The following is a 23,040-nucleotide window of genomic DNA, read 5'->3' as shown; positions in this document are numbered from 1 at the left end:
GGACAGTTGGGAGGCGATGAAACCGAACTGAGCGATCCAGGAACCGAGGTGTCCCATGTCGACGCTGCGCGTCACCGCCGAAGTGCTGACCGTCCACGAGCATCCGAACGCCGACGCCCTCGAACTGGCCCAGGTGGGCCTGTACCGGGCCGTCGTCGCCAAGGGCGCGTTCCGCACCGGCGACACCGCCGTCTACATCCCGGAGCAGTCCGTGCTGCCGGCCGGTCTGATCGAGGAGCTGGGGCTGACCGGGCGGCTGGCGGGGAGCGACGCGAACCGGGTGAAGGCGGTGCGGCTGCGCGGTGAGCTGTCGCAGGGGATCGTGTGCCGGCCGAAGGCGCTGGCCGACGTCGACCTCGCGCGGGCGGCGCTGGACGGGACGGACTTCGCGGAGCGGCTGGGCATCACCAAGTGGGTGCCGCCGATCCCGCCCACGATGAGCGGGGAGGTGGAATCCGCGCCCGATCTGCTGCCCTGGGTGGACATCGAGAACATCCAGCGGTTTCCGGACGTCTTCGAACCGGGCGAGGCTGTGGTCCTGACCGAGAAGCTGCACGGCTCGGCCTGCCTGCTGACCTGGCTCGCCGACGCCGACCGGGCGCTCGTCTCCTCCAAGGGCTTCGGGGCCAAGTCCCTTGCCCTGAAAGAGGATCCGCGCAATCTGTACTGGCGCGCGGTGCACGGGCACCAGGTCGCCGAGGTCGCGGCGCGACTGGCCGAGCGGCTGGGGGCGCGGCGGGTCGGGATCTTCGGCGAGGTGTACGGGGCGGGGGTGCAGGACCTGACGTACGGCGCCGACGGGCGGCGGGAGAGCCTCGGGTACGCCGTGTTCGACGTCTCCGCGGAGATCGACGGCACGGTGCGCTGGCTGGATCCGGCCGAACTGCTCGACGGGGAGCTGCCGTTGGTGCCCCGACTGTACGAGGGGCCGTACGACATCGAGCGGGTGCTGGAGGTCGCGAGCGGGCGCGAGACGGTGTCGGGGCGGGGCCTGCATCTGCGCGAGGGCGTGGTGATCCGGCCCGCGGTCGAGCGGTACAGCCCGGTGACCGGGGGCCGGGCGATCGCGAAGGCAGTCAGCCCGGCGTATCTGACCCGCAAGGGCGGCACGGAGTACGAGTGACCGCACAGCGGCGGCCGGCCTAGCACTGCCGCCGCTGCTTGCGGTTCTCCCGTCGCTCCACCATCAGCCGGGAGCCCGTCATCCGTTCGCCGAAGACGTCGTCCGGGTTGGACAGCACACAGGTGTCCAGGGACAGGCAGCCGCAGCCGATGCAGTCCGTGAGGTGGTCGCGGAGGCGGTTCAACTGCTTGATGCGCTCGTCCAGTTCGGAGCGCCAGGTCTCCGAGAGACGGGCCCAGTCCTCGCGGGTGGGGGTGCGTTCCTCGGGGAGTTCGGAGAGGGCCTCGCGGATCGTCGCGAGGGGGATGCCGACGCGCTGGGCGGCGCGGACGAAGGCCACCCGGCGCAGCGCGTCACGGTGGTAGCGGCGCTGGTTGCCCGCGGTGCGGCGGCTGCTGATCAGCCCCTTGGACTCGTAGAAGTGCAGGGCGGAGACGGCGGCGCCGCTCCGCGCGGCGAGCTGGCCGACCGTGAGCTCGTGGATCTTCTCTGGAATCTGAGGCACCCCTCGAAGCCTACCCAGGCTTCCGTTGACACAGACCCCGAGGCCTACCATGCTAAGCAGTCGCTTAGCATTTTGGGACGAGGAGGCGGGACATGGCAGAGCCGAGGGTCTTCACGGGCGCCGACGAGCTGAAGGCTGCGGTGGGCGAGCAGCTGGGGTACACCGACTGGCTGGAGGTCGACCAGAAGCGGATCGATCTCTTCGCCGACGCCACCGGTGACCACCAGTGGATCCACGTCGATCCGGAGAAGGCCGCCGCCGGTCCGTTCGGGACGACCATCGCGCACGGCTATCTGACGCTGTCGCTGCTGCCGCTGTTCGGCCCGCAGCTGATCCAGGTCGAGGGCGTGAAGATGGGGGTCAACTACGGCACCAACAAGGTGCGTTTCCCCTCGCCCGTGCCGGTCGGCTCGCGGCTGCGGGCCACCGCGGTGATCACCGGGGTCGACGACGTGGCGGGCGGCGTCCAGGTGACCGTCGCCTTCAGCGTCGAGCGCGAGGGCGGCGACAAGCCGGTGTGCGTCGCCGAGTCCGTCTCGCGCTACTACCTCTGAGCGGGAGCGGTCACTTGCCCGCTCCCACCATCCGCAGCACGAGGTCGGCGTAGAGCGCGCCGACCTCGTCGGGCGTCCAGGGGCCCTCGATGTTGAACCAGCGGGCCACGTCGATGCAGAGCGAGAGCACGGCGAGCGTCGTCCCCTTGACGTCCAGGACGTCGAACTCGCCGGCCGCGATGCCGTCCTCGATGATCCCGCGCACCTCGGCGTCGCACTGCCGGCGCAGCGCCAGGATCTCGGCGCGGGCCTCGGGGCCGAGCGAGTCCAGCTCGTACTGCACGACCCGGGCGGTGGTACGGCCGCCCGCGTGCCACCGTACGAAGGAGCTGACCGCGTCGGCGAGCCGCTCGGCCGGGGTGCCCTCGCGGCGGGCCGCGGTGCGCAGGATGTCCACCGCCTTCTCGTGGCCGATCCGGCTGATGCGGTGGAGGAGCTCTTCCTTCGTCTTGTAGTGGATGTAGAGCGCGGCCGGGCTCATGCCGGCGCGGCCCGCGATGTCACGGGTCGTCGTGGCGTGGTAGCCGCGCTCGGCGAAGGCCTCCACGGCGGCCATCAGCAATCGCCGGGCCGCGTCGGGCGTGACCTCGCCCCACGGCGCCACTTCGCCGCCGGCCGTCTCCTCCGCCGTACTCATCGCTCGTTCGCCCCTCTCACCGACAGGGACACAACCATACAGCCGAAGGTGAGCAACCGCTTAGCGTGGCCGCTCAGAGCTTTTCGGAGGGTCCTCAGAGCTTCTCGAAGGGATGGAAGGCGCGCTCGGTGGCCTCCTGCCGGTCGCGGATCACCTTGGCGAGGGTGAAGGCGGAGGTGACGAGGTACAGGACGGCGATCGCGAGGAAGGCCCGTACCCAGGCGTCGGCGTGGAGTTTGAAGATGCCGATGGCGGTCGCGGCCATCGCGACGGCGAAGGAGGCGACGGCCTGGCCGTAGAAGGCGGCCGTGTTCTGCTGCTTGCCCGGTGTGTCACTCATGAGGACAAGGGTCGACGGATGTGGCCGTTACCACATCCGCGCACGTACCTAGACGCTACTCAGAACGCCGAAATCCCCGTCAGGGCACGGCCGATGAGCAGTTTCTGGATCTGGCTGGTGCCCTCGTAGAGGGTCATCACGCGGGCGTCGCGCAGCAGCTTGCCCGCCGGGTACTCGTCGATGTAGCCGTAGCCGCCGAAGACCTGGAGGGCGTTGTTGGCGGCCCGGACGGCGGCCTCGGAGGCGAAGAGCTTGGCCTTGGAGGACTCGACGGCGAAGGGCTGCCCGCGGTCGATCAGGTCGGCGACCCGCCAGGTCAGCAGCCGGGCCGCGTCCACGTCGACGGCGATGTCGCTGATCAGCTCCTGGACCAGTTGGTGCCCGGCGATCGGCGTGCCGAACTGCTCGCGCTCACCGGCGTACCGGACGGCCGCGTCGAGGGCGGCCTGGGCTATCCCGACGCAGCCCGCCGCGACCGACATCCGCCCCTTCGCGAGGGCCGACATGGCGACGGAGAAGCCCTTGCCCTCCTCCCCCAGCATCGCGGAGGCGGGCACCCGTACGTCCTCCAGGACCAGCTCGGCGGTGGCCTGGCCGCGCAGGCCGAGCTTGCCGTGGACGGTGCGGCGGGTCAGGCCGGGGGTGTCGGTCGGCACGAGGAAGGCGGTCACGCCCTTGTGGCCGGGGGCGTCGGTGGAGCGGGCGAAGAGCAGGACGACATCGGCCCAGGTGCCGTTCGTGATGAACATCTTGGTGCCGTTGACGACGTAGTCCTCGCCGTCGCGGACCGCGCGCGTGGTGAGGTTGCCGGCGTCGGAGCCGGTGCCGGGCTCGGTGAGGCCGAAGCAGCCGACGTACTCGCCCGAGGTCAGCCCGGGCAGCCACCGCCGCTTCTGCTCCTCGCTCCCCCACCCGGCGATCGTCTTGGCGACCAGCCCGAGCGAGACGGACACGATCCCGCGCACGGACGAGTCGCCGCGCCCCAGCTCCTCCGTGACCAGGCAGTACGCGAGATGGTCGCCGCCCGAGCCGCCGTACTCCTCGTCGACGGTCAGGCCGAGGAAGCCGACCTCGCCGAGCTTCTTCACGATCGACCTGTCGACCTCCTCGGCGCGGTCCCAGGCGATGACGTGCGGGGCGATCTCACGGTCCACGAAGTCCCGGGCGAGCCGCCGGACGGCCTCCTGCTCGTCGCTGAGCTCCAGATTCATGAGACCAGTCACCCCAATCGAGATCCCGCACATTTAAATTAGCACTGCTAGTTTCGTTCGCGCAGCCCTACTATGTGCGCCATGGCCCGACCGCGCAAGCCCCTGCTCAGCACCGACCGGATCGTCGAGACGGCACGTGCGCTGGTGGACGCGGAGGGCCTCGCGGCCGTCTCCACGCGTCGGCTCGCCGCCGAGCTCGGCGTCAGCGGACCCTCCCTCTACAACCACTTCCGCACCAAGGACGAGATCCTGGAGGCCGTCGCCGACTCGGTGAGCGCGCAGGTCGACCTGTCGATGTTCGAGGACGGCCGCGCGTGGCGGACCGCGCTGCACGACTGGGCGGTCTCCTACCGGGCCGCCCTGCGCGACCACCCCAACATCGTCCCGGTCCTCGCCCGGGGGCCCGGCCGGCGGCCGGCCGGGCTGCGGCTCGCGGACGCGGTGTACGGCGCGATGGTCCGCGCGGGGTGGCCGGCGGCGCAGGCGACCTCGATCGGCGCGCTGATGCGGTACTTCGTCATGGGCTCCGCGCTCGGCTCGTTCGCGGGCGGCTTCGTGGACGACGCCGCCGCCTACGACCCCGCCGACTACCCGCACCTCGGCCAAGCCCACCTCCTCGCCGAACAGCAGGAGAAGATCGACGAGCGGGCCTTCGAGACGGGTCTCACCGCGCTGCTCGACGGGCTGGCCGGGCAGTACGAGCAGCTGCGGCAGCCGACGTAGGGACACTTCGGCCGGCGCCGAAGTGTCCGTACCGCATGCTGGGCTCCATGACCACGAGGGAGAACCAGGCACCCGGGCTCGCCCGCCTCGCCGGGCTGATCGCGGACGAGACGCGCGCCGCGTGTCTGCTGGCGCTGCTGGACGGGCGGGCGTGGACGGCCGGCGAACTGGCGCGGCACGCCGGGGTCGCCGCGTCGACACTGAGCGAGCACCTCGGCAAGCTCGTCGCGGGCGGCCTGCTGGCCGAGGAGCGGCAGGGCCGGCACCGGTACGTGCGGCTCGCGGACGGGCGCGTGGCCCAGCTCGTCGAGGATCTCGTCGCGCAGGTGGAACCGGGGGACGTCGTACGGCCGCGGGGGCTGCGGGAGGCGAGTGCGGGGGCGGCGATGGCCCGGGGGCGGACCTGTTACGACCATCTCGCCGGGCAGCTCGGCATCGCGGTGACCGACGCGATGACCCTGCGCGGGCTGTTGGTGCAGGACACCGGGTTCGCGCTGACGGAGGCGGGGGTGGGGTGGTTCGGGAGCGCGGGGATCCCGCTGGAGCGCAAGGGGCGGCGGCCGCTGGCCCGGGGGTGCCTCGACTGGACAGAGCGGCGGCCGCATCTGGCGGGGGTCGCGGGGGCGGCGCTCTGCGCGCATGCCCTGGACGCCGGGTGGTGTGTGCGGATCGGGTCGGGGCGGGCGGTGAAGGTGACACCGACAGGTGTACGAGCCCTTCGGGACCTGCTCGGCGTCGAGGCCGCGGCGCTGTGAGCGCCCCTCAAGTGCCCCGTCCGAAATCCGCGAGCTTCCTTCCCGTTCCGCCCCCTAGCCTCTGGAGCATGATGAACGCCCGCCACACCCACCTGCTGGCCCCCGCTGCCGCCGCCGTGACCGTCGTGCTGTGGGCCTCCGCCTTCGTGTCGATCCGGAGTGCGGGCGACGCCTATTCGCCGGGGGCGCTCGCACTCGGGCGGTTGTCCTCCGGGGCGCTGGCGCTGGGGGTGATCTGTCTCGTACGGCGGGAAGGGCTCCCGCCTCGGGCGGCCTGGCGGGGGATCGTCATATCCGGGGCCCTGTGGTTCGGCTTCTACATGGTCGTCCTGAACTGGGGCGAGCAGCAGGTCGACGCCGGTACGGCCGCCCTGGTCGTGAACATCGGGCCGATCCTCATCGCGCTGCTCGGCGCCCGGCTGCTCGGGGATCCGATGCCGCCGCGGCTGCTGGCGGGGATGGCCGTGTCGTTCGCCGGGGCGGTGGCCGTCGGATTGTCGATGTCCGGGGGCGGTGGGTCCTCGGTGCTGGGTGTCGTGCTGTGTCTGCTCGCCGCGGTCGGGTACGCCGGCGGGGTCGTCGCGCAGAAGCCGGCGCTCGGGAAGGCGAGCGCGCTGCAGGTGACGACCTTCGGATGCCTGGTCGGAGCCGTCGGGTGTCTGCCGTTCGCCGGGCAGCTGGTGGGCGAGGCCGCCGACGCGCCCGTGTCGGCGACCCTCAACATGGTCTATCTTGGCGTGTTCCCGACCGCGCTCGCCTTCACCACGTGGGCGTACGCCCTGGCCCGTACGACGGCCAGCCGCATGGGCGCGACGACGTACGCCGTGCCCGCGCTGGTCGTCCTGATGTCATGGCTGGCGCTGGGCGAGGTGCCGGGGCTGATGACGCTGGGCGGGGGCGTGCTGTGCCTCGCCGGTGTGGCGGTGTCGCGGTCGCGACCCCGTGACCGGGCACCGGCGGTGGAGGCGGCGCCGAGCGACCCGGAGCCGCTCAGAAAGTGACCAGCGCCCGGTCAGAAAGTGACCAGCGCCCGCCCGCCCTTCCCCGCCAGCATGTTCTCGAAGGCCGCCGGGATGCCGTCCAGGGCGATCCGCTCCGTCACCAGCGCGCCCAGGTCCAGGCGGCCCTCCCTGACGTGGTCGGCGAGGATCGGCAGGTCCTTGGCCGGGTCCGAGTTGCCGTAGACGCAGCCCGCGAGGGTTCTGCCCCAGTGGAAGATCTCCAGGGCGTTGAAGGTGACCTGCTGGTCCTTGCCGCCGATGCCGACCACCGTGGTGCGGCCGCCGCGCCGGGTGGAGTCCCAGGCCGTGCGGATGGTGGCCGCGCGGCCCACGCACTCCACGGCCACGTCGACGCCCTGCTTCCCGGTCAGGCCGCGGATCTCGCGGGCCGTGTTCTCCGAGGCCACCACGTAGTCCGTGGCGCCCGCGCCCCGCGCCAGCTCCTCCTTCTGGGGCGAGACGTCGACCGCGACGATGCGCGACGCGCCCGCGATCCGGGCCGCCTGGAGGGCCGCCAGGCCCACGCCGCCGACGCCGTACACGGCGACCGTCTCCCCCGGCTGCACCTGCGCCGAGTGGTGGACGGCGCCGTAGCCGGTGAGGACCGCGCAGCCCAGCAGGGCCGCGTCGGTGAGCGGGACGCCCTCGGGCAGGGGCAGGACGCAGGAGGCGGCGACGACCGTCTCCTCGGCGAACGCGGCCACGTTGAGGCCGGGGTGCAGGTCGACGCCTGCCGCGGTCCGGGCGTACACGTCGCCCGCGCCGTTCAGCGCGTTGGCGCACAGCCACACCTCGCCCAGCGAACAGGCGTGGCAAGTGCCGCAGGACGGCGCCCAGTTGAGGACGACGGGATCGCCGGGCGCGATGCCGGTGACGCCCTCGCCGACGGAGACGACCGTGCCCGCGCCCTCGTGGCCGAGGACCGCGGGGACCGGTACCCGCATGGTGCCGTTGGACAGGGACAGGTCGGAGTGGCACACCCCGGCGGCGGCGAGCCGGACCCGGACCTGGCCGGGGCCCGGGTCGGGAAGCTCGATGTCCGTGATCTCCAGGGGAGCGCCCACGGCGGGAAGGACGGCTGCGCGAACCACGTGAACTCTCCTAGAACTGCAGGGACTTGGTCTGGAGGTACTCGGCGAGGCCGTGCGTGCCGAGCTCGCGGCCGACGCCCGACTGCTTGTAACCGCCGAAGGGGGCGAGGGGGTTGAAGCGGCCGCCGTTGATGTCGACCTGGCCGGTGTCCATGCGGCGCGCGAAGGCGACCGCCTCCGCCTCGTCGCCGGCCCAGACGGCGCCCGCGAGGCCGTAGACCGTGCCGTTCGCGATGCGCAGGGCGTCCTCCTCGTCCTCGTAGCGCAGGACGGACAGGACCGGGCCGAAGATCTCCTCCTGGGCGATCGTCATCTCCGGGGTCACGTCCGCGAAGACGGTCGGCGCGACGAAGTAGCCCTGCTCGCGCGGGGATTCGGGCCCGCCGGCCACCAGCCTGGCCCCCTCCGCGACGCCCTTCTCGATGTAACTCCGCACCCGCGCCCGCTGCTTGGCGTTGACCACCGGGCCGATGCGCTCGCCGTACTTGGCGGCGGCCGTGGCGGCCAGCGCGACGGCCTCCTCGTACTGGTCGCGGTGGACCAGCATCCGGGTCCAGGCGCTGCACGTCTGGCCGGAGTTGGACATGACGTTGGCGACGCCGACGTTGACCGCCTTGGCCAGGTCGGCGCTCGGCAGGATGACGTTGGCGGACTTGCCGCCCAGCTCCAGGGCGACCCGCTTCACGGCCGCGCCCGCCGCCCTGCCGATCTGCCGGCCGACCGCCGTGGAGCCGGTGAAGGAGACCAGGTCGACGCCCGGGTGCTCGGCGAGGGCCTGACCGGCGACCGGTCCGAGGCCGGTGACCAGGTTGAAGACGCCGGCCGGGACGCCCGCGTCGTGGACCGCCTCGGCGAAGAGCTGCGCGACCAGCGGGGTGTCCTCGGCGGGCTTCAGCACCACCGTGCAGCCCGCCGCCAGCGCCGGGGCGACCTTGGCGACGATCTGGTGCAGCGGGTAGTTCCAGGGCGTGATCGCGCCGACCACGCCGACCGGCTCCAGGTAGACGGTGGAGTTGCCGGCCTTCTCCTCGAAGGCATACGTCGCGGCCAGTTCGGCGTACGAGCCCGCGACCGCGATCGGCACGGCCGCGTGCACGTTCTCGGAGAACTTCAGCGGCGAGCCGAGCTCGGCGGTGACCGTCTCGGCGATCTCGTCCTTGCGGGCGACGAGGACGTCACGCAGGGCGCCGAGCCGGGCGGCCCGCTCGGCGGGCGGGGTGGCGGCCCAGGCCGGGAGGGCGGCACGGGCGGCTCGTACGGCCTGGTCGACGTCCTCGGCGGTGCCGGCCGGGACCCGGCCGATCACCTGCTCGTCCACCGGGTTCACGACGTCGATCCCGTCCTGACCTGCGGCGGGACGCCAGGCGCCGTCGATGTAGTGGCCGTCGTGTGCCTTCATGGTGCTCCTCCGGGACGGGGTGCGTCGTGCGCGTCACAACCTACCGACAGACACACAAACTAGCGGCGATAGTTTTTCACCGCCAGGCACCCCCCGTGCGGAACGCGTCTCACTCGTCCAGGTCGGGCAGCCGCGCCGGGGACGGGCAGATCCGTTCGCCGTGCTGGTCGAAGACGAACAGGTGGGCGATGTCGACGAGGAGCGGCACCTGGAGGCCGCGGCGCAGGTCGATGTCGGGGGTGGTGCGGACGACCAGGTCGCCGGGGAGGCGGGGCTCCACGGACGGGGGTTCGGACTCCTGCGGGTCGTCCAGGACCACCACGGGCCCGGCCCGCAGCGCCCCGGCCCGCTCCCGCAGCCGGCCCAGGACGGTGGGGCCGCCTTCCCGGCGCCTGCGCCGCGAGGGCCGGGCAGCCGGCCGCGGGGCCTCCAGATCCGGTACGACGGCGGGCTGGGAACCGGTGTTGAAGTGGACCAGGACCTCGTGCCCCTGGAACTCCACGTGCTCGACCAGACCGGTGAGCGCGACCTCCCCGGGCCGGGCGGAGGCGGGCTTGGCGATGCGGACGGCCTCCGAGCGCAGGCCGACGATCACCTCGCGGCCCTGCTGGACCCGGAGCAACTGGTGGTCCAGGGAGAGGGGTTCGGGCAGCCGCAGGTACTGCTTGCCGAGGCTGATGGTCATCGCGCCGTCCAGCGGGGCGCGGACCAGGCCGCGCAGCAGGTTGATGCGCGGGGTGCCGATGAAGGCGGCGACGAAGACGTTGCGGGGCAGGGCGTACACCATGCGCGGGGTGCCCAGTTGCTGGAGGACCCCGCCGCGCAGCACGGCGACCCGGTCGCCGAGCGACATGGCCTCGGCCTGGTCGTGGGTGACGTACACCGTGGTGACGCCCAACTCCCGGGTCAGAGCGGATATCTCGGCGCGCAGATGGTTGCGGAGCTTGGCGTCCAGGTTGGACAGCGGCTCGTCCATGAGGAAGGCGGAGGGGTGGCGGGCGATGGCCCGGCCCATGGCGACGCGCTGGCGTTCGCCGCCGGAGAGCTGGCTCGGGAAGCGGTCCAGGAGGTCCTCGATGCCGAGCATGCGGGCGGTGGCGTCGACGCGGGGGCGCGGGTCCTCGTTCGGGTTCTCCACCCGCAGCGGGAAGCTCATGTTGCCGCGGCCGGTCATGTTCGGGTAGAGGGCGAAGTTCTGGAAGACCATCGCCATGTTCCGCTCGGACGGCAGGAGTTCGCCCGCCTCCTCGCCGTCGAGCAGCAGTGTGCCCTCGGTGATCTCCTCCAGCCCGGCGATCATCCGGAGCACGGTCGACTTCCCGCAGCCGGACGGTCCCAGCAGCACGAGAAACTCGCCGGGCCGGATGTCCAGCGACAGCCGGTCCACCACGCGGACGCCTCGCGTGTAGGCCTTGCTCACGTCGTGCAGGGAGATGGCGCGTGTCATGTGGAGTGCCCCCGGGGGCCGAATCAGGCGCTGGTGCTCCGCGGTCGAGAACGCCCCTTGAGGGGCGTCCGGGTCACGGAAGTTAACGGAATGTGTGCGGCCGGGGGAAGAGTCCGGGCGCTCCGGTTCACCCTGTGAAAAAGCGGACGACCCCCTTCAGCGGGTGGGGCGCGGTCACTTGGTGCGGGTGAGGTGCGCGAAGACGACCGTGTTGCCCGCGTAGCCGGTGCGCGGGTGGTACTCGCCGCCACAGGTGATCAGCCGCAGCTCGGGGCGCGAACGGGCGCCGTACACCTCCCGGTTCGGGAAGTGCGCCTTCTCGTACGTCCGCACGGCGTCGACGGTGTAGACGGCGGTACGTCCGTCCGCGCGCCGCACCTCGACGAGGTGACCGGGGCCGAGTTCGTGCAGGCCGGCGAAGACGGCGGGCCCGCTGTCGGTGTCCAGGTGCCCGACGAACACCGCGGTCCCGCGCGCACCGGGCGAGGGCCCGCGCTCGTACCAGCCGACCTGATGGGCGTCGCCCTCCGGGGGTGCGGTGAGCCGGTGGTCGCGGTCGAGACCGAGGCCGATGACGGGGGCGTCGACGCCGATGTACGGGACGAGGACGCGGGTGGGGCGGGAGGGGGGCAGGGGGCTGGGCGGGGGCGGCTGTCGACGGGGGTGGGCGGGGCGCGCGTCGGCGGCGCGGGTGCCGGTGCCGCGCCGGGAGCCGTCGGGAGCGGGTGCGGCACCGGACGGCGTCCCCCGACCGGCGGCGGCGTCGTCAGCGCCGCCCTGGCCCACGCCGGCGCTTGCGGCCCTGCCCGCCTCGGTGCCGGCCGGGGCGGCCGGGTCCTCGCCCTGGGTGCACCGGACGGCGCCCGTCACCAGCGCTGCGGTCAGCACGACCGTCCGCGTCAGGCGGTAGGCGCGCGTCCGGTACCAGGGCCTGCGCCTGTGTCTACGACGCGCCATGCGGGCGGCGGCGGAGGCGGAACCAGACCGCGCCGGTGACCGCGGCGAGGCCGACCGCCGCGGCGCCGGCGACCGGGCTGATCGCGGTGTCCCGGGCCAGCCCGCCACCACCGGCCGGCGGACCTCCGTTGGGGCCGCCGGGACCGCCCGGCATGCTCGGGGTCGGCTTGGGCGACGGGCAGTCGACCTTGAAGACCTTGAACTTGCCCGCGCCGTGCCCCTTGTCCGTCTTCCAGGTCAGCTTGTACATCCCGTTGGGCAGGCCGAGCGGCATGCTGTGGGCCGAGCCATCGGCGGCGACGGTGATCTCGCCTTCGAGGTGGCCGGTGCCCGCGCCCGGCCCGTTGGACTGCGGGTCGATGCTCCAGGTGACGTGCTCGGCCGGGGACGTCCCGTCGAAGTTGAAGGCCGCGAGGTAGAAGTCGCAGACCTTCGGCTCGTTCCGCTGGTCGGTGAACGGCGTGCCCACCTCGTGGATCTTGACGTCTCCGTTGTCACCGGGCGGCGGCGCCGCGAGCGCGGGCGAGACGAGGAGCGTGCTCCCCGCGACGGTCAGGGCCGCCGCGGCGGCGACGCGCGCACCGGCGCGGCGTGACGAGGGTGTGGTGGACATACGGGCGCCTCCGAGTCAGACGATTTTCATACAAATCGCAGTTCGTCTGACTCTCTTTCACATACGGCGCACGGATTGCGGAAGCGTGGCCCTCGGCCCTGCCGGATTTCCCCCTTCTGGAGCAGGCGACCGCAGCGCCACCCCCGCCGACAGCAACAGCAGTCCGCCGAGCATCACGAACGGCGCCGCCACCCCCGCGACCCCGGCGACCAGGCCCGCCGCGGCCGGCGCGGCGACCTGGCCGAGCCGGTTGCCGGTGAGCCGTAGCGCGAGCGCGGTGGAACGGGCGCCGTCCGGTGCCGCCTGCACGACCGTCGTCATCGACAGCGGCTGGCCGACGCCGAGGCAGAAGCCGAGCACCGCCAGCATCAGCCCGAGCACCCACACCGGCACCGGCAGCGCGATGCCGGCGCACAGCACGGCGGCCAGCAGGCACGTCACCGTCAGCAGCAGAGGCCGGCCGAGCAGTCGTAGCAGCGGAGTCAGGACCAGGCGGCAGGCGATCGTCGCACCCGCGCGCACGCTGAGCAGCACGCCGATCACCGACGGCGCGATGCCCCGGTGCTCGCCGACCACCGGGAGGTAGGCGGTGAGGATGTCGGTGGCGGACAGGACCGAGAGGCTGATGAGCATGCCCGCGGGGACGCCCCGGGCGCGCAGGATGGAGCCGACCGGGACGCGATCGCCTTGCGCGGTACGGGACTTGACGGCCGTACGGTCCTCGATGCGCCACAGCGAGGTGAACGCGACCGCGGCCCCCGCACCCGCCACGAGCAGCGCCGTCGCACTCGTGCCCGCCATGTCCGGGCCGCCGATCAGCGCGCCCGCGGCGATCGGGCCGATCAGCTGGCCGAGCGAGGCGCCGATGGTGAAGTGGCCGAAGTTTCGGTCCTGTTCGTGCGGGGCGGACTGGCGGGCGACCAGGGACTGGGAGCCGATCACGAAGCAGAGGTGGCCGAGGCCCATCACTCCGCTCCAGATCGCCGTCGTCCAGAGGGAGTTGGCGAGACCGCTGAACGCGCAGCCGCCGGCTATGAGGATCACGCCGGCCGGCAGCAGGGGCGCGCAGCGGCCGTGGTCGGTGCGGCGGCCGAGCGGTACGGCGACGAACAGCGGGAGCAGGGCGTAGACGCCCGCGATGACGCCGACCGCCCGTTCGTCGGCGCCCAGCGCGAGGGCCCGGTAGGAGACGGCGGGCCGGGCCATCGACACCGCCCCCTGCGCGAAGCCGAAGGCGATGACGAGGCGGAGCAGCCAGCCGCGGTTCCTACCGGGCCCCATGATCGAGTCCTCCGTCGTTCGGGTCAGATGATGCCGAAGAGGATTCCTGCCCCGAGCACCACGAGTGATGTGAGGGCGGCCCACTTGACCACGAACCTGGTGTGGTCGCCGAACTCCACCTTGGCCATGCCGACCAGGACGTAGACGGCCGGGACGAGCGGGCTGGACATGTGCAGGGGCTGGCCGACGAGGGAGGCGCGGGCGATCTCCAGGGAGGAGACGCCGTGGGCCTGGCCGGCCTCGGCGAGCACCGGGAGGATGCCGAAGTAGAAGCCGTCGTTCGACATGAAGTACGTGAGCGGGATGCTCAGGACGCCGGTGACGAAGGCCATGTGCGGGCCCATGCCGTCCGGGATGTTGTCGACCAGCCACGTGGCCATGTGGTCGACCATGCCGGTGCCCTGCAGGACGCCGGTGAAGACGGCGGCGGCGAAGACCATGCCGGAGACGTTCAGGACGTTCTCGGCGTGTGCGGCCAGGCGGGCCTTCTGGTCGGGGATGTGCGGGAAGTTGACGGTGAGCGCGGTCGCGGCGCCGAGCAGGAACAGCACCGGGATCGGCAGCCACTCCATGATCATGGCGGTCAGCAGGGCGCCCGTGAGCAGCGCATTGAACCAGTACAGCTTGGGGCGCAGGGTGGGGCGGTCGGGGGCGAGGCCCTGGAAGCCCTCGTCCTCCTCGGGGATGTCGGCGTCGGCGCCGCCGCCCGAACCCCCGGTCCGCGCGGGGGACTTGCCGGAGCCCGCGCCGACCAGCACGGTCTCGGTCTCCTTCTCCTCGATCAGCACCTCGTCCAGCGTCAGCACGCCGAGCCGCTTGCGCTCGCGGCGGCCGAGGACGTACGAGAGGGCGATCACGAAGACCAGGCCCACGGCGAGCGCCGGGATCATCGGGACGAAGATGTCGCCGGCGTCGAGCTTCAGCGCGGTGGCGGCGCGGGCGGTCGGGCCGCCCCAGGGGAGCGTGTTCATCACGCCGTTGGCCATCGCGGCCACACCGGTCATCACGACCAGGCTCATCTTCAGGCGCTTGTAGAGCGGGTACATCGCCGAGACGGTGATCATGAAGGTGGTGGAGCCGTCGCCGTCGAGCGAGACGATCGCGGCGAGCAGGGCGGTGCCGACGACGATCCGGAGCGGGTCGGCCTTGCAGAACTTCAGGATGGCCCGGACGACCGGGTCGAAGAGGCCGACGTCGATCATCACACCGAAGTAGACGATCGCGAACATGAGCATCGCCGCGGTGGGGGCGAGGCTGGTGACGCCGTCGATGACGTAGTCGCCGAGGTGGGCGCCCTTGCCGACGAAGACGCAGAACAGCGCCGGGATCAGCACGAGCGCCGCGATCGGCGACATCTTCTTCAGCATGATCAGGACCAGGAAGGTCGCGATCATGGCGAAGCCGAGGATGGTCAGCATGAGTGGATACCTAACGTTCGCCCTTGAACATTCCACCGGGGCAGGCGGTGCGAGGAACGTTAGGTCCGTTCAAACGGCGTTAACAAGATGTTGACGCGTGAGCAATAAGCGCAAAACTGCAGGTCACAGCTGCGCCATGATCTCGATGGGTACTCCGTTGAGGACCGCGTTGCCCGACAGGGGGTCCAGCAGGCTGCCGTCGAGGAGCTGGTTGACGTTGACCCCGGGGTCGGTGGCGGCGTGGCTGAGGCGGGTGCCGGGCCGGTCGTGGCCCCAGCCGTGCGGCAGGCTCACCACGCCCCGGCGGATGCCGTCGGTGACCTCGGCCTTGACGACCACCTCTCCCCCGGCGCCCTTCACCCGCACCTCGGTCGCGGTGCGCACGCCCAGCCGCTCCGCGTCCTCGGGGTGGATGTGCAGGGTGCAGCGGTTGGAGCCGCCGGTGAGGGCGGGGACGTTGTGCATCCAGCTGTTGTTGGAGCGCAGATGGCGGCGGCCGACGAGGACGAGCCCGTCGGGCAGTTCGTCCAGCGAGCGCCGGAGCCTCGGCAGGTCGTCGGCGATCGGCCGCGGCAGCAGCTCGACCTTGCCGCTGCGGGTCTTCAGCAGCTGCGGCAGCCGGGAGCGCAGCGGCCCGAGGTCGATGCCGTGCGGGTGCGCGAGCAGCTTCTCCAGGCTCAGCCCGTCGGGTCGTACGCCGAAGCCGTCGCCGTAGGGGCCGAGGCGGAGCATCATGTCGATCCGGCGCTCGGGGCCGTTCTCGCCGGTGAGCTGCGCGGCGAGCTCCTTCGGGTCGCGGCCGTGCACCGGGGACCACGGCTCCTTGACCGCCTTGCCCAGGGTCTGGCCGATGACCAGGTCGTCGACGGCCGACGGGTCGGCGCCGTGCATGCCGGTGGCGGCCAGGGTCAGCCGGGCGAGGATCTCGGTCTCGGCCATCCGGCCCGGCTCCAGCGGGACGGCGGGGCGGGTGTAGCGGACCTGGTTGCGGACGGCGAGGGTGTTGAACGCGAAGTCGTGGTGGGCGCTCTGCGAGGGCGGGGGCGGCGGCAGGACGACGTCGGCGTGGCGCGAGGTCTCGTTGAGGTACGGGTCGACGCTCACCATGAAGTCCAGGCCGTCCAGGGCCTTGTCGAGGCGGTCGCCGTCGGGCGCGGACAGCACGGGGTTGGCGGCGACCGCGATCAGGGCGCGGATCGGCTCGCCCTCCGCGGTCGCGGTGTCGATCTCCTCGGCGAGCGCGGACAGCGGCAACTCGCCCTTCGCCTCGGGGTGTCGGCTGACCCGGGAGTGCCAGCGGCCGAGGCTGAAGCCGTGGCTGGGTCCGGCGGGGCGGGGTGTGCGGTCGGTGGCCGCCTGGGGGAAGAGGGCGCCGCCGGGGCGGTCGAGGTTGCCGGTGAGGATGTTGAGGACGTCGACCAGCCAGCTGCCGAGGGTGCCGTACGGGACGGTGCAGCTGCCGATGCGCCCGTACACGGCGGCGGTCGGCGCGGCGGCGAGCTCGCGGGCCAGGGTGCGGATCAGCGGGGCGTCGACGTCACAGGCCGCGGTGACGGCCTCGGGGCTGAAGTCCCTTACGGCGTCCCGGAGTTCCTCGACACCCATGACGTGCGGCGCCAACTCCCCCAGGTCCACCAGGTCTTCCTCGAAGAGGGTGTACGCCATCGCCGCGAGGAGCAGCGCGTCGGTACCGGGGCGGATCGCGATGTGGCGGTCGGCGAGCCTGGCGGTGCGGGTGCGCCGCGGGTCGATGACGGTGAGGGTGCCGCCGCGGGCCTTGAGGGCCTTGAGCTTGCCGGGGAAGTCGGGGGCGGTGCACAGACTCCCGTTGGACTCCAGGGGGTTGGCGCCGATCAGGAGCAGGTGGTCGGTGTGGTCCAGGTCCGGCACGGGGATGGCGTTGGCGTCCCCGAAGAGCAGCCCGCTGGAGACGTGCTTGGGCATCTGGTCGACGGTGGAGGCGGTGAAGACGCTGCGGGTGCCGAGGCCGGCGAGCAGGACGGGCGGGTAGAGACCGCCGGCCACGGTGTGCACGTTCGGGTTGCCGAGGACGACGCCGACGGAGTTCGCCCCGTACCGCTCGACGACGCCGCGCACCCCGTCCGCGACCGCGTCGAAGGCCTCAGCCCAGGTGGCCTCGCGCAGCTCGCCGTCCCGCCGCACCAGCGGAGTGCGCAGCCGGTCGGGATCCCCATCGACGGCACCGAAGGAGGCGCCCTTGGGGCAGATGAACCCCTTGCTGAACACGTCGTCGCGGTCACCGCGGGCGCCGGTGACCCGGGTGCCCTCGACGGTGAGGGTCAGCCCGCAGGTGGCCTCGCACAGGGGGCAGATTCGCAGGGCGGTGCGGGACACGGGTCCTCCCGGAGGGCGGCGACGGTGACGCTCGTACACGGGCGAGCATACCGACCGGTATGCATGCGCGGGAGCCCCTCTCGGGGGTGAGGTCGGAAACCCGCGAGCGGGCGGCCCTGCGCGTGCACCGGACGTGCCCGCGGGCTCAGTCCAGCACCCGCGCCAGATAAGCCCGCAACAGCTCCCGCGCCTCCTCGATGATCTTCTCGTCGCCCTCCGGGGCCATCCGGAAGGCCAGGTGGACCAGGGTGTCCGCGGTTTCCACGGCGATCAGGAAGGTGCGGCGCAGGTCCTCGTCCGGCTCGCGGTCGAGGTAGCCGGAGAGCAGGTCGGTGAGGCGGTCGGCGACGCGGTGGTTGGGTTCGGCGTGGCGGGCGCCGACCGGGATCTGGTTGCCGAAGTCGACGAGGGAGAAGCCGGGGGCGGTGCGCTTCATGGCGAGGTACTCGTCGAGCACGGCGTCCATGGCGATGCGCCAGTCGCCCTCACCGGTGGCCTTCTGGAGGCGCTCGGTGACGTTGTCCGTGAAGCGCTCCAGGTTGCGCTGGGCGAGGGCGTCGGCCATCTGCCGCTTGTTGCCGAAGAAGCGGTAGACCGAGCCGATGGGGACGCCGGCGCGCAGGGCGACGGCGCGGGTGGACAGGGCGTCGTAGCCGACCTCGTCGAGGAGGTCGGCGCAGGCGTCGAGGATCCGGGTGAGCCGTTCGGCGCTGCGCCGCTGCACGGGCGCTCGGCGTAGCGATGTCGCGTGGGGCACGGGTTTCATGATGCCTTTCCGACGCCTTCCGGTGAACCTCGCCCCCCTGTACGGAGGTTGATGCCCGATGCACTCATCCCGGCCGTGCCCAGGGTGTCACTCGGAGTCACGGCACCGGAGGCGTCCGGGGTGCCGCTCGCCGTGCCGTCCGGCTCCGAGGCGGTGATGTCGGCCGTGCTCTCCACCGGCTCGCCGTTCACGGCCCACACCGTGCCGTCGTCGGCGTACAGCCGGGCCGTGACGTGGTGGGTGCCGCGCGGGACGAGCCGGGCCGGGAGGCGGTAGGCGGTGCCGCGCAGCCGGGTGACCAGGCGGTCGTCGACGAAGAGGTAGGCGAAGCCGCGGCCGGCCACCGCCTGCGACTTCGTCCCGGCGGGCGAGAAGCGGAAGTTGTGCACGGTCAGCCGTACGTCCCAGGTGTCGTCGGTGTCGGGCCGCACCTCGATGCCGACCTCGGGCGCACCCTTCTTGTCCACCTCGCGCAGATGCCGCCCCTCCTTGTCGGTGCCGTCGAGGATCTTGCCCACGGGGGAGGTCGACGCGCCGTTCTTCCCCTCGTGGGCGTCACCGGACCCGCAGCCCGCGGATCCGGCCAGCAGCAGGACACAGGCCGCGAGCACGGTGAGCAGTCCCCGCGTCCACGACATGCCGGGGAGCGTAGAACACCGGTCCGACAACCCGAATCCCCCTGGAGTCCTGTTCTTGTCCTCCCTGATGAGGAGGCCGGGATGACCCCTTGCGCCGGCGAAACCGCAATCCTACGGTGATACATAGGAATCGATGCGCAAGGGAGCGGATCATGAGCGGGGACACGCGCAAGACGGCCGAGGGGCTGGCCTACCTCTCCGGCTTCGGCAACGAGCACAGCTCCGAGGCCGTGCCCGGTGCCCTGCCCGAGGGCCGCAACTCGCCGCAGCGCGCCCCCCTCGGGCTGTACGCCGAGCAGCTGAGCGGCTCGGCGTTCACCGAGCCGCGCGCCCACAACCGCCGCTCCTGGCTCTACCGCATCCGGCCGTCCGCCGCCCACCCGCCGTTCACGCACACCCACAACGGCTGGATCCGCACGGCCCCCTTCACCGAGTCCGTCCCCGACCCCAACCGCCTGCGCTGGGACCCGCTCCCGGACCCCGCCGACGGCACCGACTTCCTGGCCGGCCTGTGGACCCTCGGCGGCAACGGCGACGCGACGCAGCGCACCGGCATGGCCGTGCACCTGTACCACGCCAACTCCTCGATGGACCGTGTCTTCAGCGACGCCGACGGCGAGCTGCTGATCGTCCCGGAGCGGGGCGGGCTGCTGCTGCACACGGAGTTCGGCCGGCTGCATGTGGAACCGGGCCATGTGGCGCTGGTTCCGCGGGGGGTGCGCTTCCGTGTGGAGCTGCTCGACGACTTTGCCCGCGGCTATGTGTGCGAGAACTACGGGGCGCCGTTCCGGCTCCCCGACCTGGGCCCCATCGGCGCGAACGGGCTCGCCAACGCCCGCGACTTCCGGGCTCCGGTGGCCGCCTTCGAGGACGTGGAGGGCCCGGTCGAGGTGGTGAACAAGTTCTGCGGCAACCTCTGGGCGGCCACCTACGACCACTCCCCGCTCGATGTGGTCGCCTGGCACGGCAACCATGTGCCGTACGTCTACGACCTGCGCCGTTTCAATGTGATCGGCTCCATCTCGTACGACCACCCGGACCCGTCCGTCTTCACGGTCCTGACCTCCCCGTCGGACACCCCGGGCCTGGCCGGCGTGGACTTCGTGGTGTTCGCGCCGCGCTGGCTGGTCGGCGAGGACACCTTCCGGCCGCCGTACTTCCACCGGAACGTGATGAGCGAGTACATGGGCCTGATCGAGGGCGCCTACGACGCGAAGACGGCCGGGAAGGGGGGCTTCGTGCCGGGCGGCGGCTCGCTGCACAACATGATGTCGGCGCACGGTCCGGACCGGGAGACCTTCGACCGGGCGAGCGCCGCCGAGCTGAAGCCGCAGAAGGTCGACGACGGGCTGGCGTTCATGTTCGAGACCCGCTGGCCGGTCACGCTCACCGCGCACGCGGCCCAGGCGGAGCACCTGCAACCGCACTACGACGACGTGTGGAGCGGCCTGGAGCGCCACTTCCGCCCGTTGCACTGATCGCGCACGACCGGTACGGATAGCCCGTGACCTCCTTCGCCCCGGACTCGATCGTCCTGAACCGCAAGTTGCCGCTCTGGTACCAGGTCTCGCAGTCCCTGCGCGCCTCGATACTCGGCCGCTCGCCCCAGGACCCCCTGCGGCTGCCCACCGAGGAGCAGTTGGCGGGGCACTACGGGGTGAGCGTGCTGACCATGCGGCAGGCGCTGAAGGAGCTGGAGGACGAGGGCCTGATCACCCGGCACCGGCGCCGGGGCACCTTCATCGAGCCCGACGCCCGGCGGGGCACCCCGGTCCGCCTGCTCGGCTCGGTGGACGCGATCGTGGCCCAGCAGTCCGGCATGAGGACCGAGCTGCTGGACCACGGCCACGCGCCCGTGCCGGCCGAACTCGCCGAGTACTTCCCGGAGATCGGCGAGGTGGCCACGTACCACCGGCTGCGCAGCGACGAGAAGACCGGCGAGCCGACCAACCACGCGCGCAACTACGTCCGTCCCGAGGTGGCCGCCCGTATCGACCCGTCGGACCTGGTGCGCTGGCCGATGACCAAGGTGCTGCGGGACGTTGTGCGGGCGGACATCAGCCGGATCACGGACACGGTGGAGGCCCGGCTCGCCGACCCGGAGACGGCGCGGCTGCTCCAGGTGCCGCTGCTCAGCCCGATCCTGCACTACACGGGTGTGACCTACGACGGGGCGGGACGGGTGCTGGACGCGGCGGTGATCCACTACCGCGGTGACCGCTTCTCGTTCACGGTCACCCTGGACGCCACATGACGTCACTGTCCGTGCCAGGTCGTACGATGCCCAGCGTGACGCAACACGACGACGCTCCGCCGCTGGCGGACCTCATGCCGTGGTCCGTCGCACCGCCGCGGCTCGGCCGGGGGTGGCCGACGGGCCCCGACGCGGCATCCCTGAAGGCCCGCTGGGACGCCCTGCTGAAGGCCGACGGCCCCGACCGGGAGGCCCTGTTCGAGCCGACGCGTTCGCGCACCCTGCACTCCGCGGTCGGGCAGCTGCCGGGCCAGTCGAGCGGCACGGAGAAGCTCGTGCGCGCCTCGGGCCCCGCCCCCGAGCCGGTACGGGTCCTGCACGCGCCCTTCGACGAGCAGTGGCTGATCCCGGACCACCGGCTGATCGACTCGGCCCGGCCGGAGTTGTGGCGGGTGGCGGACGAACAGCAGGTCTTCGTCGTCGAGGCCGCGTCGGAGCCGCCGGGACCCCACCTCCTCGCGACGCCGCACCTTCCCCTCCTCCGCCCCGGCCGCGTCCGGCCGCTGTACCGCCGCCCCGGCGCCGCCGAACCCAACCTGGCCCCAGGCCTGTTGGAGCACCTCGGCAGCCGCCTGGGCCACCCGGTCGAGCCGCTGGACATGCTGGCCTGGATCCTGGCGACGGCACGGCCCGACCTGACGGTCCCGCTCACCCAGGACGCCGGACTCTGGTCGCGCGGTGTGGAGTTGGGCCGCCGCGTGCTCTGGCTGATGCGCCGCAACGGCGAGCGCCCCAAGCTGCCCGGGGGCCGCCGCCCGTACGTCCGCGCGCCCCTCCCCTCCCGCCCGCTCACGATCGCCTACGACCGCGACGAGGAGACCCTGCTCCTGGACGAGGGCCGCGTCTCCCCGGTGCCGCCGGAGGCCTGGGACTTCGAGGCGGCCGGAGTGCGGGTCCTGGAGCAGTGGTTCACGACGCGGACCGCGGAGGCCGAGCCGGGGACGCTCGCGGCGATCCGCCCGACGACCTGGCCGCAGCCGTGGACCTCGGAGCTGCTCGAACTGATCACGGTCCTCGCCCTGCTCGCGGAAGTGCGCCCGCGGCAGGAGGAGTTGACGATCACCGAGCCGGTCACGGCCACCGACCTGGCGAAGGCGGGCGTGCTTCCCGTCCCGGAGACGGCACGCAGGCCGGCCTCGGTGCTGGACCACCACGAGGAGGGCCCGGAGGGGCAGTTCACGCTGATCTAGGACGCCAGGGCCTATGCCCTGGCGGGGTCGAAGGCGTCCAGTACCCGTGCCAGCGCCAGGTCGAACACCGCGTCCAGGTCGATCGGCCCCGGGTCCTCCATGAACGCCGCCGCCATCCTGGGATACGCCCCGCCGGCGATCTGACCGCCCAGATAGGCCATCCGCACCGCGTTCTCCTGCTCCTCCGACCACGGCAGATTGCGGGTCCGTTCGGCCGTGGCCAGCTCGTTGGACACGTACATCGTCACGACACCGTTGAGCAGCCCGATCAGCTGCATCTTCATGCCGTACTTCATGTCCTGGAGCGGGTCCAGACAGGCCAGGCAGTGCTCCAGGTAGCGCAGCGCGTTCGGGCTGAACCCGTACACCGGTGACATCAGCCGCGGCAGCCAGGGGTGCCGGTGCATCAGTGTCCGCGTCTGGTGCGCCACCCGCAGCATGTCGGCCCGCCAGTCCCCCGACGGCTCCCACTCCTCGTGCTCGCCGCTGACCGCGTCCACCATCAGCTCGTACAGGTCCTCCTTACGGGGGACGTAGTTGTACAGGGACATCGTCCCGCACCCCAGCTCGGCCGCGACATGCCGCATCGACACCGCGTCCAGGCCCCCCTCGTCGGCGAGTCTCACCGCCGCCGCCGCGATGTCGGCGCGGGTGTACGCCGGCCTCGGCCCGCGGCCCGCCCGCTCGGGACGCGCCCAGATCACTTCGGGTACCGCCGCTCGGCCCGCCATCGATCATCACCTCGGCCACCATCCTAGTTACGTACAGCGTACGTAGTGCGC

Annotated in this window: 23 protein-coding genes; 8 read left to right on the top strand and 15 right to left on the bottom strand. The window is 72.2% G+C overall.

What is annotated here, in order from left to right; all coding sequences use genetic code 11:
- Positions 1 to 55 precede the first annotated feature (55 nt).
- Complete coding sequence (locus tag MQP27_RS31525; protein ID WP_242770134.1) at positions 56 to 1,123, top strand: RNA ligase (ATP); 1,068 nt, start codon at positions 56 to 58, stop codon at positions 1,121 to 1,123.
- A 19-nt stretch (positions 1,124 to 1,142) separates the two neighbouring features.
- Here the strand turns inward: MQP27_RS31525 and soxR are convergent, their stop codons facing one another.
- Positions 1,143 to 1,628 carry a redox-sensitive transcriptional activator SoxR gene (gene soxR / locus MQP27_RS31520; protein WP_242770131.1) on the bottom strand — a complete coding sequence of 162 codons (486 nt, stop codon included), beginning with the start codon at positions 1,626 to 1,628 and terminating at the stop codon, positions 1,143 to 1,145.
- Between the two features lie 92 nt (positions 1,629 to 1,720).
- Here soxR and MQP27_RS31515 point away from each other — a divergent pair, with 92 nt between their 5' ends.
- Positions 1,721 to 2,182, top strand: coding sequence for a MaoC family dehydratase (locus tag MQP27_RS31515; RefSeq protein ID WP_242770128.1), 462 nt, complete (start codon positions 1,721 to 1,723; stop codon positions 2,180 to 2,182).
- 10 nt (positions 2,183 to 2,192) lie between these two features.
- Here MQP27_RS31515 and MQP27_RS31510 read toward each other — a convergent pair whose 3' ends face one another.
- The 3 genes from MQP27_RS31510 to MQP27_RS31500 form a co-directional block, all read right to left on the bottom strand.
- Entirely contained in the window at positions 2,193 to 2,819 is a 627-nt protein-coding gene (locus tag MQP27_RS31510) for a TetR/AcrR family transcriptional regulator (RefSeq protein ID WP_242770112.1), read from the bottom strand.
- Positions 2,820 to 2,913: 94 nt separating this feature from the next.
- Positions 2,914 to 3,159, bottom strand: coding sequence for a YiaA/YiaB family inner membrane protein (locus MQP27_RS31505; protein WP_242770109.1), 246 nt, complete (start codon positions 3,157 to 3,159; stop codon positions 2,914 to 2,916).
- A gap of 59 nt (positions 3,160 to 3,218) precedes the next feature.
- On the bottom strand, positions 3,219 to 4,370 hold the full coding sequence (locus tag MQP27_RS31500; protein WP_242770106.1) for an acyl-CoA dehydrogenase family protein: 1,152 nt from the start codon (positions 4,368 to 4,370) through the stop codon (positions 3,219 to 3,221).
- An 81-nt stretch (positions 4,371 to 4,451) separates the two neighbouring features.
- On the opposite strand from MQP27_RS31500, the gene MQP27_RS31495 reads away from it, so the two are divergent.
- From MQP27_RS31495 to MQP27_RS31485, 3 genes are all read left to right on the top strand, one after another.
- The gene (locus MQP27_RS31495) at positions 4,452 to 5,093 is read left to right on the top strand and encodes a TetR/AcrR family transcriptional regulator (protein WP_242770103.1); all 642 of its coding nucleotides are present in this window, start codon (positions 4,452 to 4,454) and stop codon (positions 5,091 to 5,093) included.
- A gap of 35 nt (positions 5,094 to 5,128) precedes the next feature.
- On the top strand, positions 5,129 to 5,848 hold the full coding sequence (locus MQP27_RS31490; protein WP_372511361.1) for an ArsR/SmtB family transcription factor: 720 nt from the start codon (positions 5,129 to 5,131) through the stop codon (positions 5,846 to 5,848).
- A gap of 71 nt (positions 5,849 to 5,919) precedes the next feature.
- Positions 5,920 to 6,849: a DMT family transporter gene (locus MQP27_RS31485; protein WP_242771253.1), complete on the top strand. Its 930-nt coding sequence runs from the start codon at positions 5,920 to 5,922 to the stop codon at positions 6,847 to 6,849.
- A gap of 11 nt (positions 6,850 to 6,860) precedes the next feature.
- Here MQP27_RS31485 and MQP27_RS31480 read toward each other — a convergent pair whose 3' ends face one another.
- The 10 genes from MQP27_RS31480 to MQP27_RS31435 form a co-directional block, all read right to left on the bottom strand.
- Positions 6,861 to 7,940 (bottom strand): Zn-dependent alcohol dehydrogenase, encoded by a 1,080-nt coding sequence (locus MQP27_RS31480; protein WP_242770086.1) that lies wholly within the window; start codon positions 7,938 to 7,940, stop codon positions 6,861 to 6,863.
- A 10-nt stretch (positions 7,941 to 7,950) separates the two neighbouring features.
- The gene (locus MQP27_RS31475; protein WP_242770083.1) at positions 7,951 to 9,339 is read right to left on the bottom strand and encodes an aldehyde dehydrogenase family protein; all 1,389 of its coding nucleotides are present in this window, start codon (positions 9,337 to 9,339) and stop codon (positions 7,951 to 7,953) included.
- A 109-nt stretch (positions 9,340 to 9,448) separates the two neighbouring features.
- A complete protein-coding gene (locus tag MQP27_RS31470; protein WP_242770080.1) occupies positions 9,449 to 10,786 on the bottom strand; it encodes an ABC transporter ATP-binding protein in 1,338 nt (445 codons plus the stop codon).
- Positions 10,787 to 10,960: 174 nt separating this feature from the next.
- Entirely contained in the window at positions 10,961 to 11,743 is a 783-nt protein-coding gene (locus tag MQP27_RS31465; RefSeq protein WP_242770066.1) for a class F sortase, read from the bottom strand.
- On the bottom strand, positions 11,730 to 12,356 hold the full coding sequence (locus MQP27_RS31460; RefSeq protein WP_242770063.1) for a hypothetical protein: 627 nt from the start codon (positions 12,354 to 12,356) through the stop codon (positions 11,730 to 11,732). Before MQP27_RS31460 ends, MQP27_RS31465 begins: the two co-directional genes overlap by 14 nt.
- 57 nt (positions 12,357 to 12,413) lie before the next feature.
- Complete coding sequence (locus MQP27_RS31455; RefSeq protein WP_242770060.1) at positions 12,414 to 13,637, bottom strand: MFS transporter; 1,224 nt, start codon at positions 13,635 to 13,637, stop codon at positions 12,414 to 12,416.
- A gap of 23 nt (positions 13,638 to 13,660) precedes the next feature.
- Positions 13,661 to 15,091, bottom strand: a complete 1,431-nt coding sequence (locus tag MQP27_RS31450) for a CitMHS family transporter (protein ID WP_372511360.1) — start codon at positions 15,089 to 15,091, stop codon at positions 13,661 to 13,663.
- 87 nt (positions 15,092 to 15,178) lie between these two features.
- Entirely contained in the window at positions 15,179 to 17,410 is a 2,232-nt protein-coding gene (locus MQP27_RS31445) for a molybdopterin-dependent oxidoreductase (protein ID WP_242770054.1), read from the bottom strand.
- Between the two features lie 145 nt (positions 17,411 to 17,555).
- On the bottom strand, positions 17,556 to 18,176 hold the full coding sequence (locus MQP27_RS31440) for a TetR/AcrR family transcriptional regulator (protein ID WP_242770051.1): 621 nt from the start codon (positions 18,174 to 18,176) through the stop codon (positions 17,556 to 17,558).
- Complete coding sequence (locus tag MQP27_RS31435) at positions 18,173 to 18,814, bottom strand: hypothetical protein (RefSeq protein WP_242770048.1); 642 nt, start codon at positions 18,812 to 18,814, stop codon at positions 18,173 to 18,175. Before MQP27_RS31435 ends, MQP27_RS31440 begins: the two co-directional genes overlap by 4 nt.
- A 152-nt stretch (positions 18,815 to 18,966) precedes the next feature.
- Here MQP27_RS31435 and hmgA point away from each other — a divergent pair, with 152 nt between their 5' ends.
- The 3 genes from hmgA to MQP27_RS31420 are packed head-to-tail and all read left to right on the top strand — an operon-like array spanning position 18,967 to position 22,258.
- Positions 18,967 to 20,292: a homogentisate 1,2-dioxygenase gene (gene hmgA, locus MQP27_RS31430; protein WP_242770045.1), complete on the top strand. Its 1,326-nt coding sequence runs from the start codon at positions 18,967 to 18,969 to the stop codon at positions 20,290 to 20,292.
- Positions 20,293 to 20,318: 26 nt separating this feature from the next.
- On the top strand, positions 20,319 to 21,068 hold the full coding sequence (locus MQP27_RS31425; protein WP_242770040.1) for a GntR family transcriptional regulator: 750 nt from the start codon (positions 20,319 to 20,321) through the stop codon (positions 21,066 to 21,068).
- 26 nt (positions 21,069 to 21,094) lie between these two features.
- Positions 21,095 to 22,258, top strand: coding sequence for a type ISP restriction/modification enzyme (locus MQP27_RS31420; protein WP_242770037.1), 1,164 nt, complete (start codon positions 21,095 to 21,097; stop codon positions 22,256 to 22,258).
- An 11-nt stretch (positions 22,259 to 22,269) separates the two neighbouring features.
- Here the strand turns inward: MQP27_RS31420 and MQP27_RS31415 are convergent, their stop codons facing one another.
- On the bottom strand, positions 22,270 to 22,989 hold the full coding sequence (locus tag MQP27_RS31415; protein ID WP_242770034.1) for a TetR/AcrR family transcriptional regulator: 720 nt from the start codon (positions 22,987 to 22,989) through the stop codon (positions 22,270 to 22,272).
- Positions 22,990 to 23,040 lie beyond the last annotated feature (51 nt).

Origin of the sequence: Streptomyces cylindrosporus, from assembly GCF_022698165.1 — a bacterium.
GTDB lineage: Bacteria > Actinomycetota > Actinomycetes > Streptomycetales > Streptomycetaceae > Streptomyces > Streptomyces cylindrosporus.
This window is presented reverse-complemented; position numbering and strand designations above follow the sequence as displayed.

What these genes read in the sequence shown, in the direction of transcription:
- MQP27_RS31525 (WP_242770134.1), top strand. Translation starts at nt 56, where the DNA reads ATGTCGACGCTGCGCGTCACCGCCGAAGTGCTGACCGTCCACGAGCAT.
- MQP27_RS31515 (WP_242770128.1), top strand. Translation starts at nt 1,721, where the DNA reads ATGGCAGAGCCGAGGGTCTTCACGGGCGCCGACGAGCTGAAGGCTGCG.
- MQP27_RS31510 (WP_242770112.1), bottom strand. Translation starts at nt 2,819, where the DNA reads ATGAGTACGGCGGAGGAGACGGCCGGCGGCGAAGTGGCGCCGTGGGGC.
- MQP27_RS31505 (WP_242770109.1), bottom strand. Translation starts at nt 3,159, where the DNA reads ATGAGTGACACACCGGGCAAGCAGCAGAACACGGCCGCCTTCTACGGC.
- MQP27_RS31500 (WP_242770106.1), bottom strand. Translation starts at nt 4,370, where the DNA reads ATGAATCTGGAGCTCAGCGACGAGCAGGAGGCCGTCCGGCGGCTCGCC.
- MQP27_RS31495 (WP_242770103.1), top strand. Translation starts at nt 4,452, where the DNA reads ATGGCCCGACCGCGCAAGCCCCTGCTCAGCACCGACCGGATCGTCGAG.
- MQP27_RS31490 (WP_372511361.1), top strand. Translation starts at nt 5,129, where the DNA reads ATGCTGGGCTCCATGACCACGAGGGAGAACCAGGCACCCGGGCTCGCC.
- MQP27_RS31485 (WP_242771253.1), top strand. Translation starts at nt 5,920, where the DNA reads ATGAACGCCCGCCACACCCACCTGCTGGCCCCCGCTGCCGCCGCCGTG.
- MQP27_RS31475 (WP_242770083.1), bottom strand. Translation starts at nt 9,339, where the DNA reads ATGAAGGCACACGACGGCCACTACATCGACGGCGCCTGGCGTCCCGCC.
- MQP27_RS31470 (WP_242770080.1), bottom strand. Translation starts at nt 10,786, where the DNA reads ATGACACGCGCCATCTCCCTGCACGACGTGAGCAAGGCCTACACGCGA.
- MQP27_RS31465 (WP_242770066.1), bottom strand. Translation starts at nt 11,743, where the DNA reads ATGGCGCGTCGTAGACACAGGCGCAGGCCCTGGTACCGGACGCGCGCC.
- MQP27_RS31460 (WP_242770063.1), bottom strand. Translation starts at nt 12,356, where the DNA reads ATGTCCACCACACCCTCGTCACGCCGCGCCGGTGCGCGCGTCGCCGCC.
- MQP27_RS31455 (WP_242770060.1), bottom strand. Translation starts at nt 13,637, where the DNA reads ATGGGGCCCGGTAGGAACCGCGGCTGGCTGCTCCGCCTCGTCATCGCC.
- MQP27_RS31440 (WP_242770051.1), bottom strand. Translation starts at nt 18,176, where the DNA reads ATGAAACCCGTGCCCCACGCGACATCGCTACGCCGAGCGCCCGTGCAG.
- MQP27_RS31435 (WP_242770048.1), bottom strand. Translation starts at nt 18,814, where the DNA reads ATGTCGTGGACGCGGGGACTGCTCACCGTGCTCGCGGCCTGTGTCCTG.
- hmgA (WP_242770045.1), top strand. Translation starts at nt 18,967, where the DNA reads ATGAGCGGGGACACGCGCAAGACGGCCGAGGGGCTGGCCTACCTCTCC.
- MQP27_RS31420 (WP_242770037.1), top strand. Translation starts at nt 21,095, where the DNA reads ATGCCCAGCGTGACGCAACACGACGACGCTCCGCCGCTGGCGGACCTC.
- MQP27_RS31415 (WP_242770034.1), bottom strand. Translation starts at nt 22,989, where the DNA reads ATGGCGGGCCGAGCGGCGGTACCCGAAGTGATCTGGGCGCGTCCCGAG.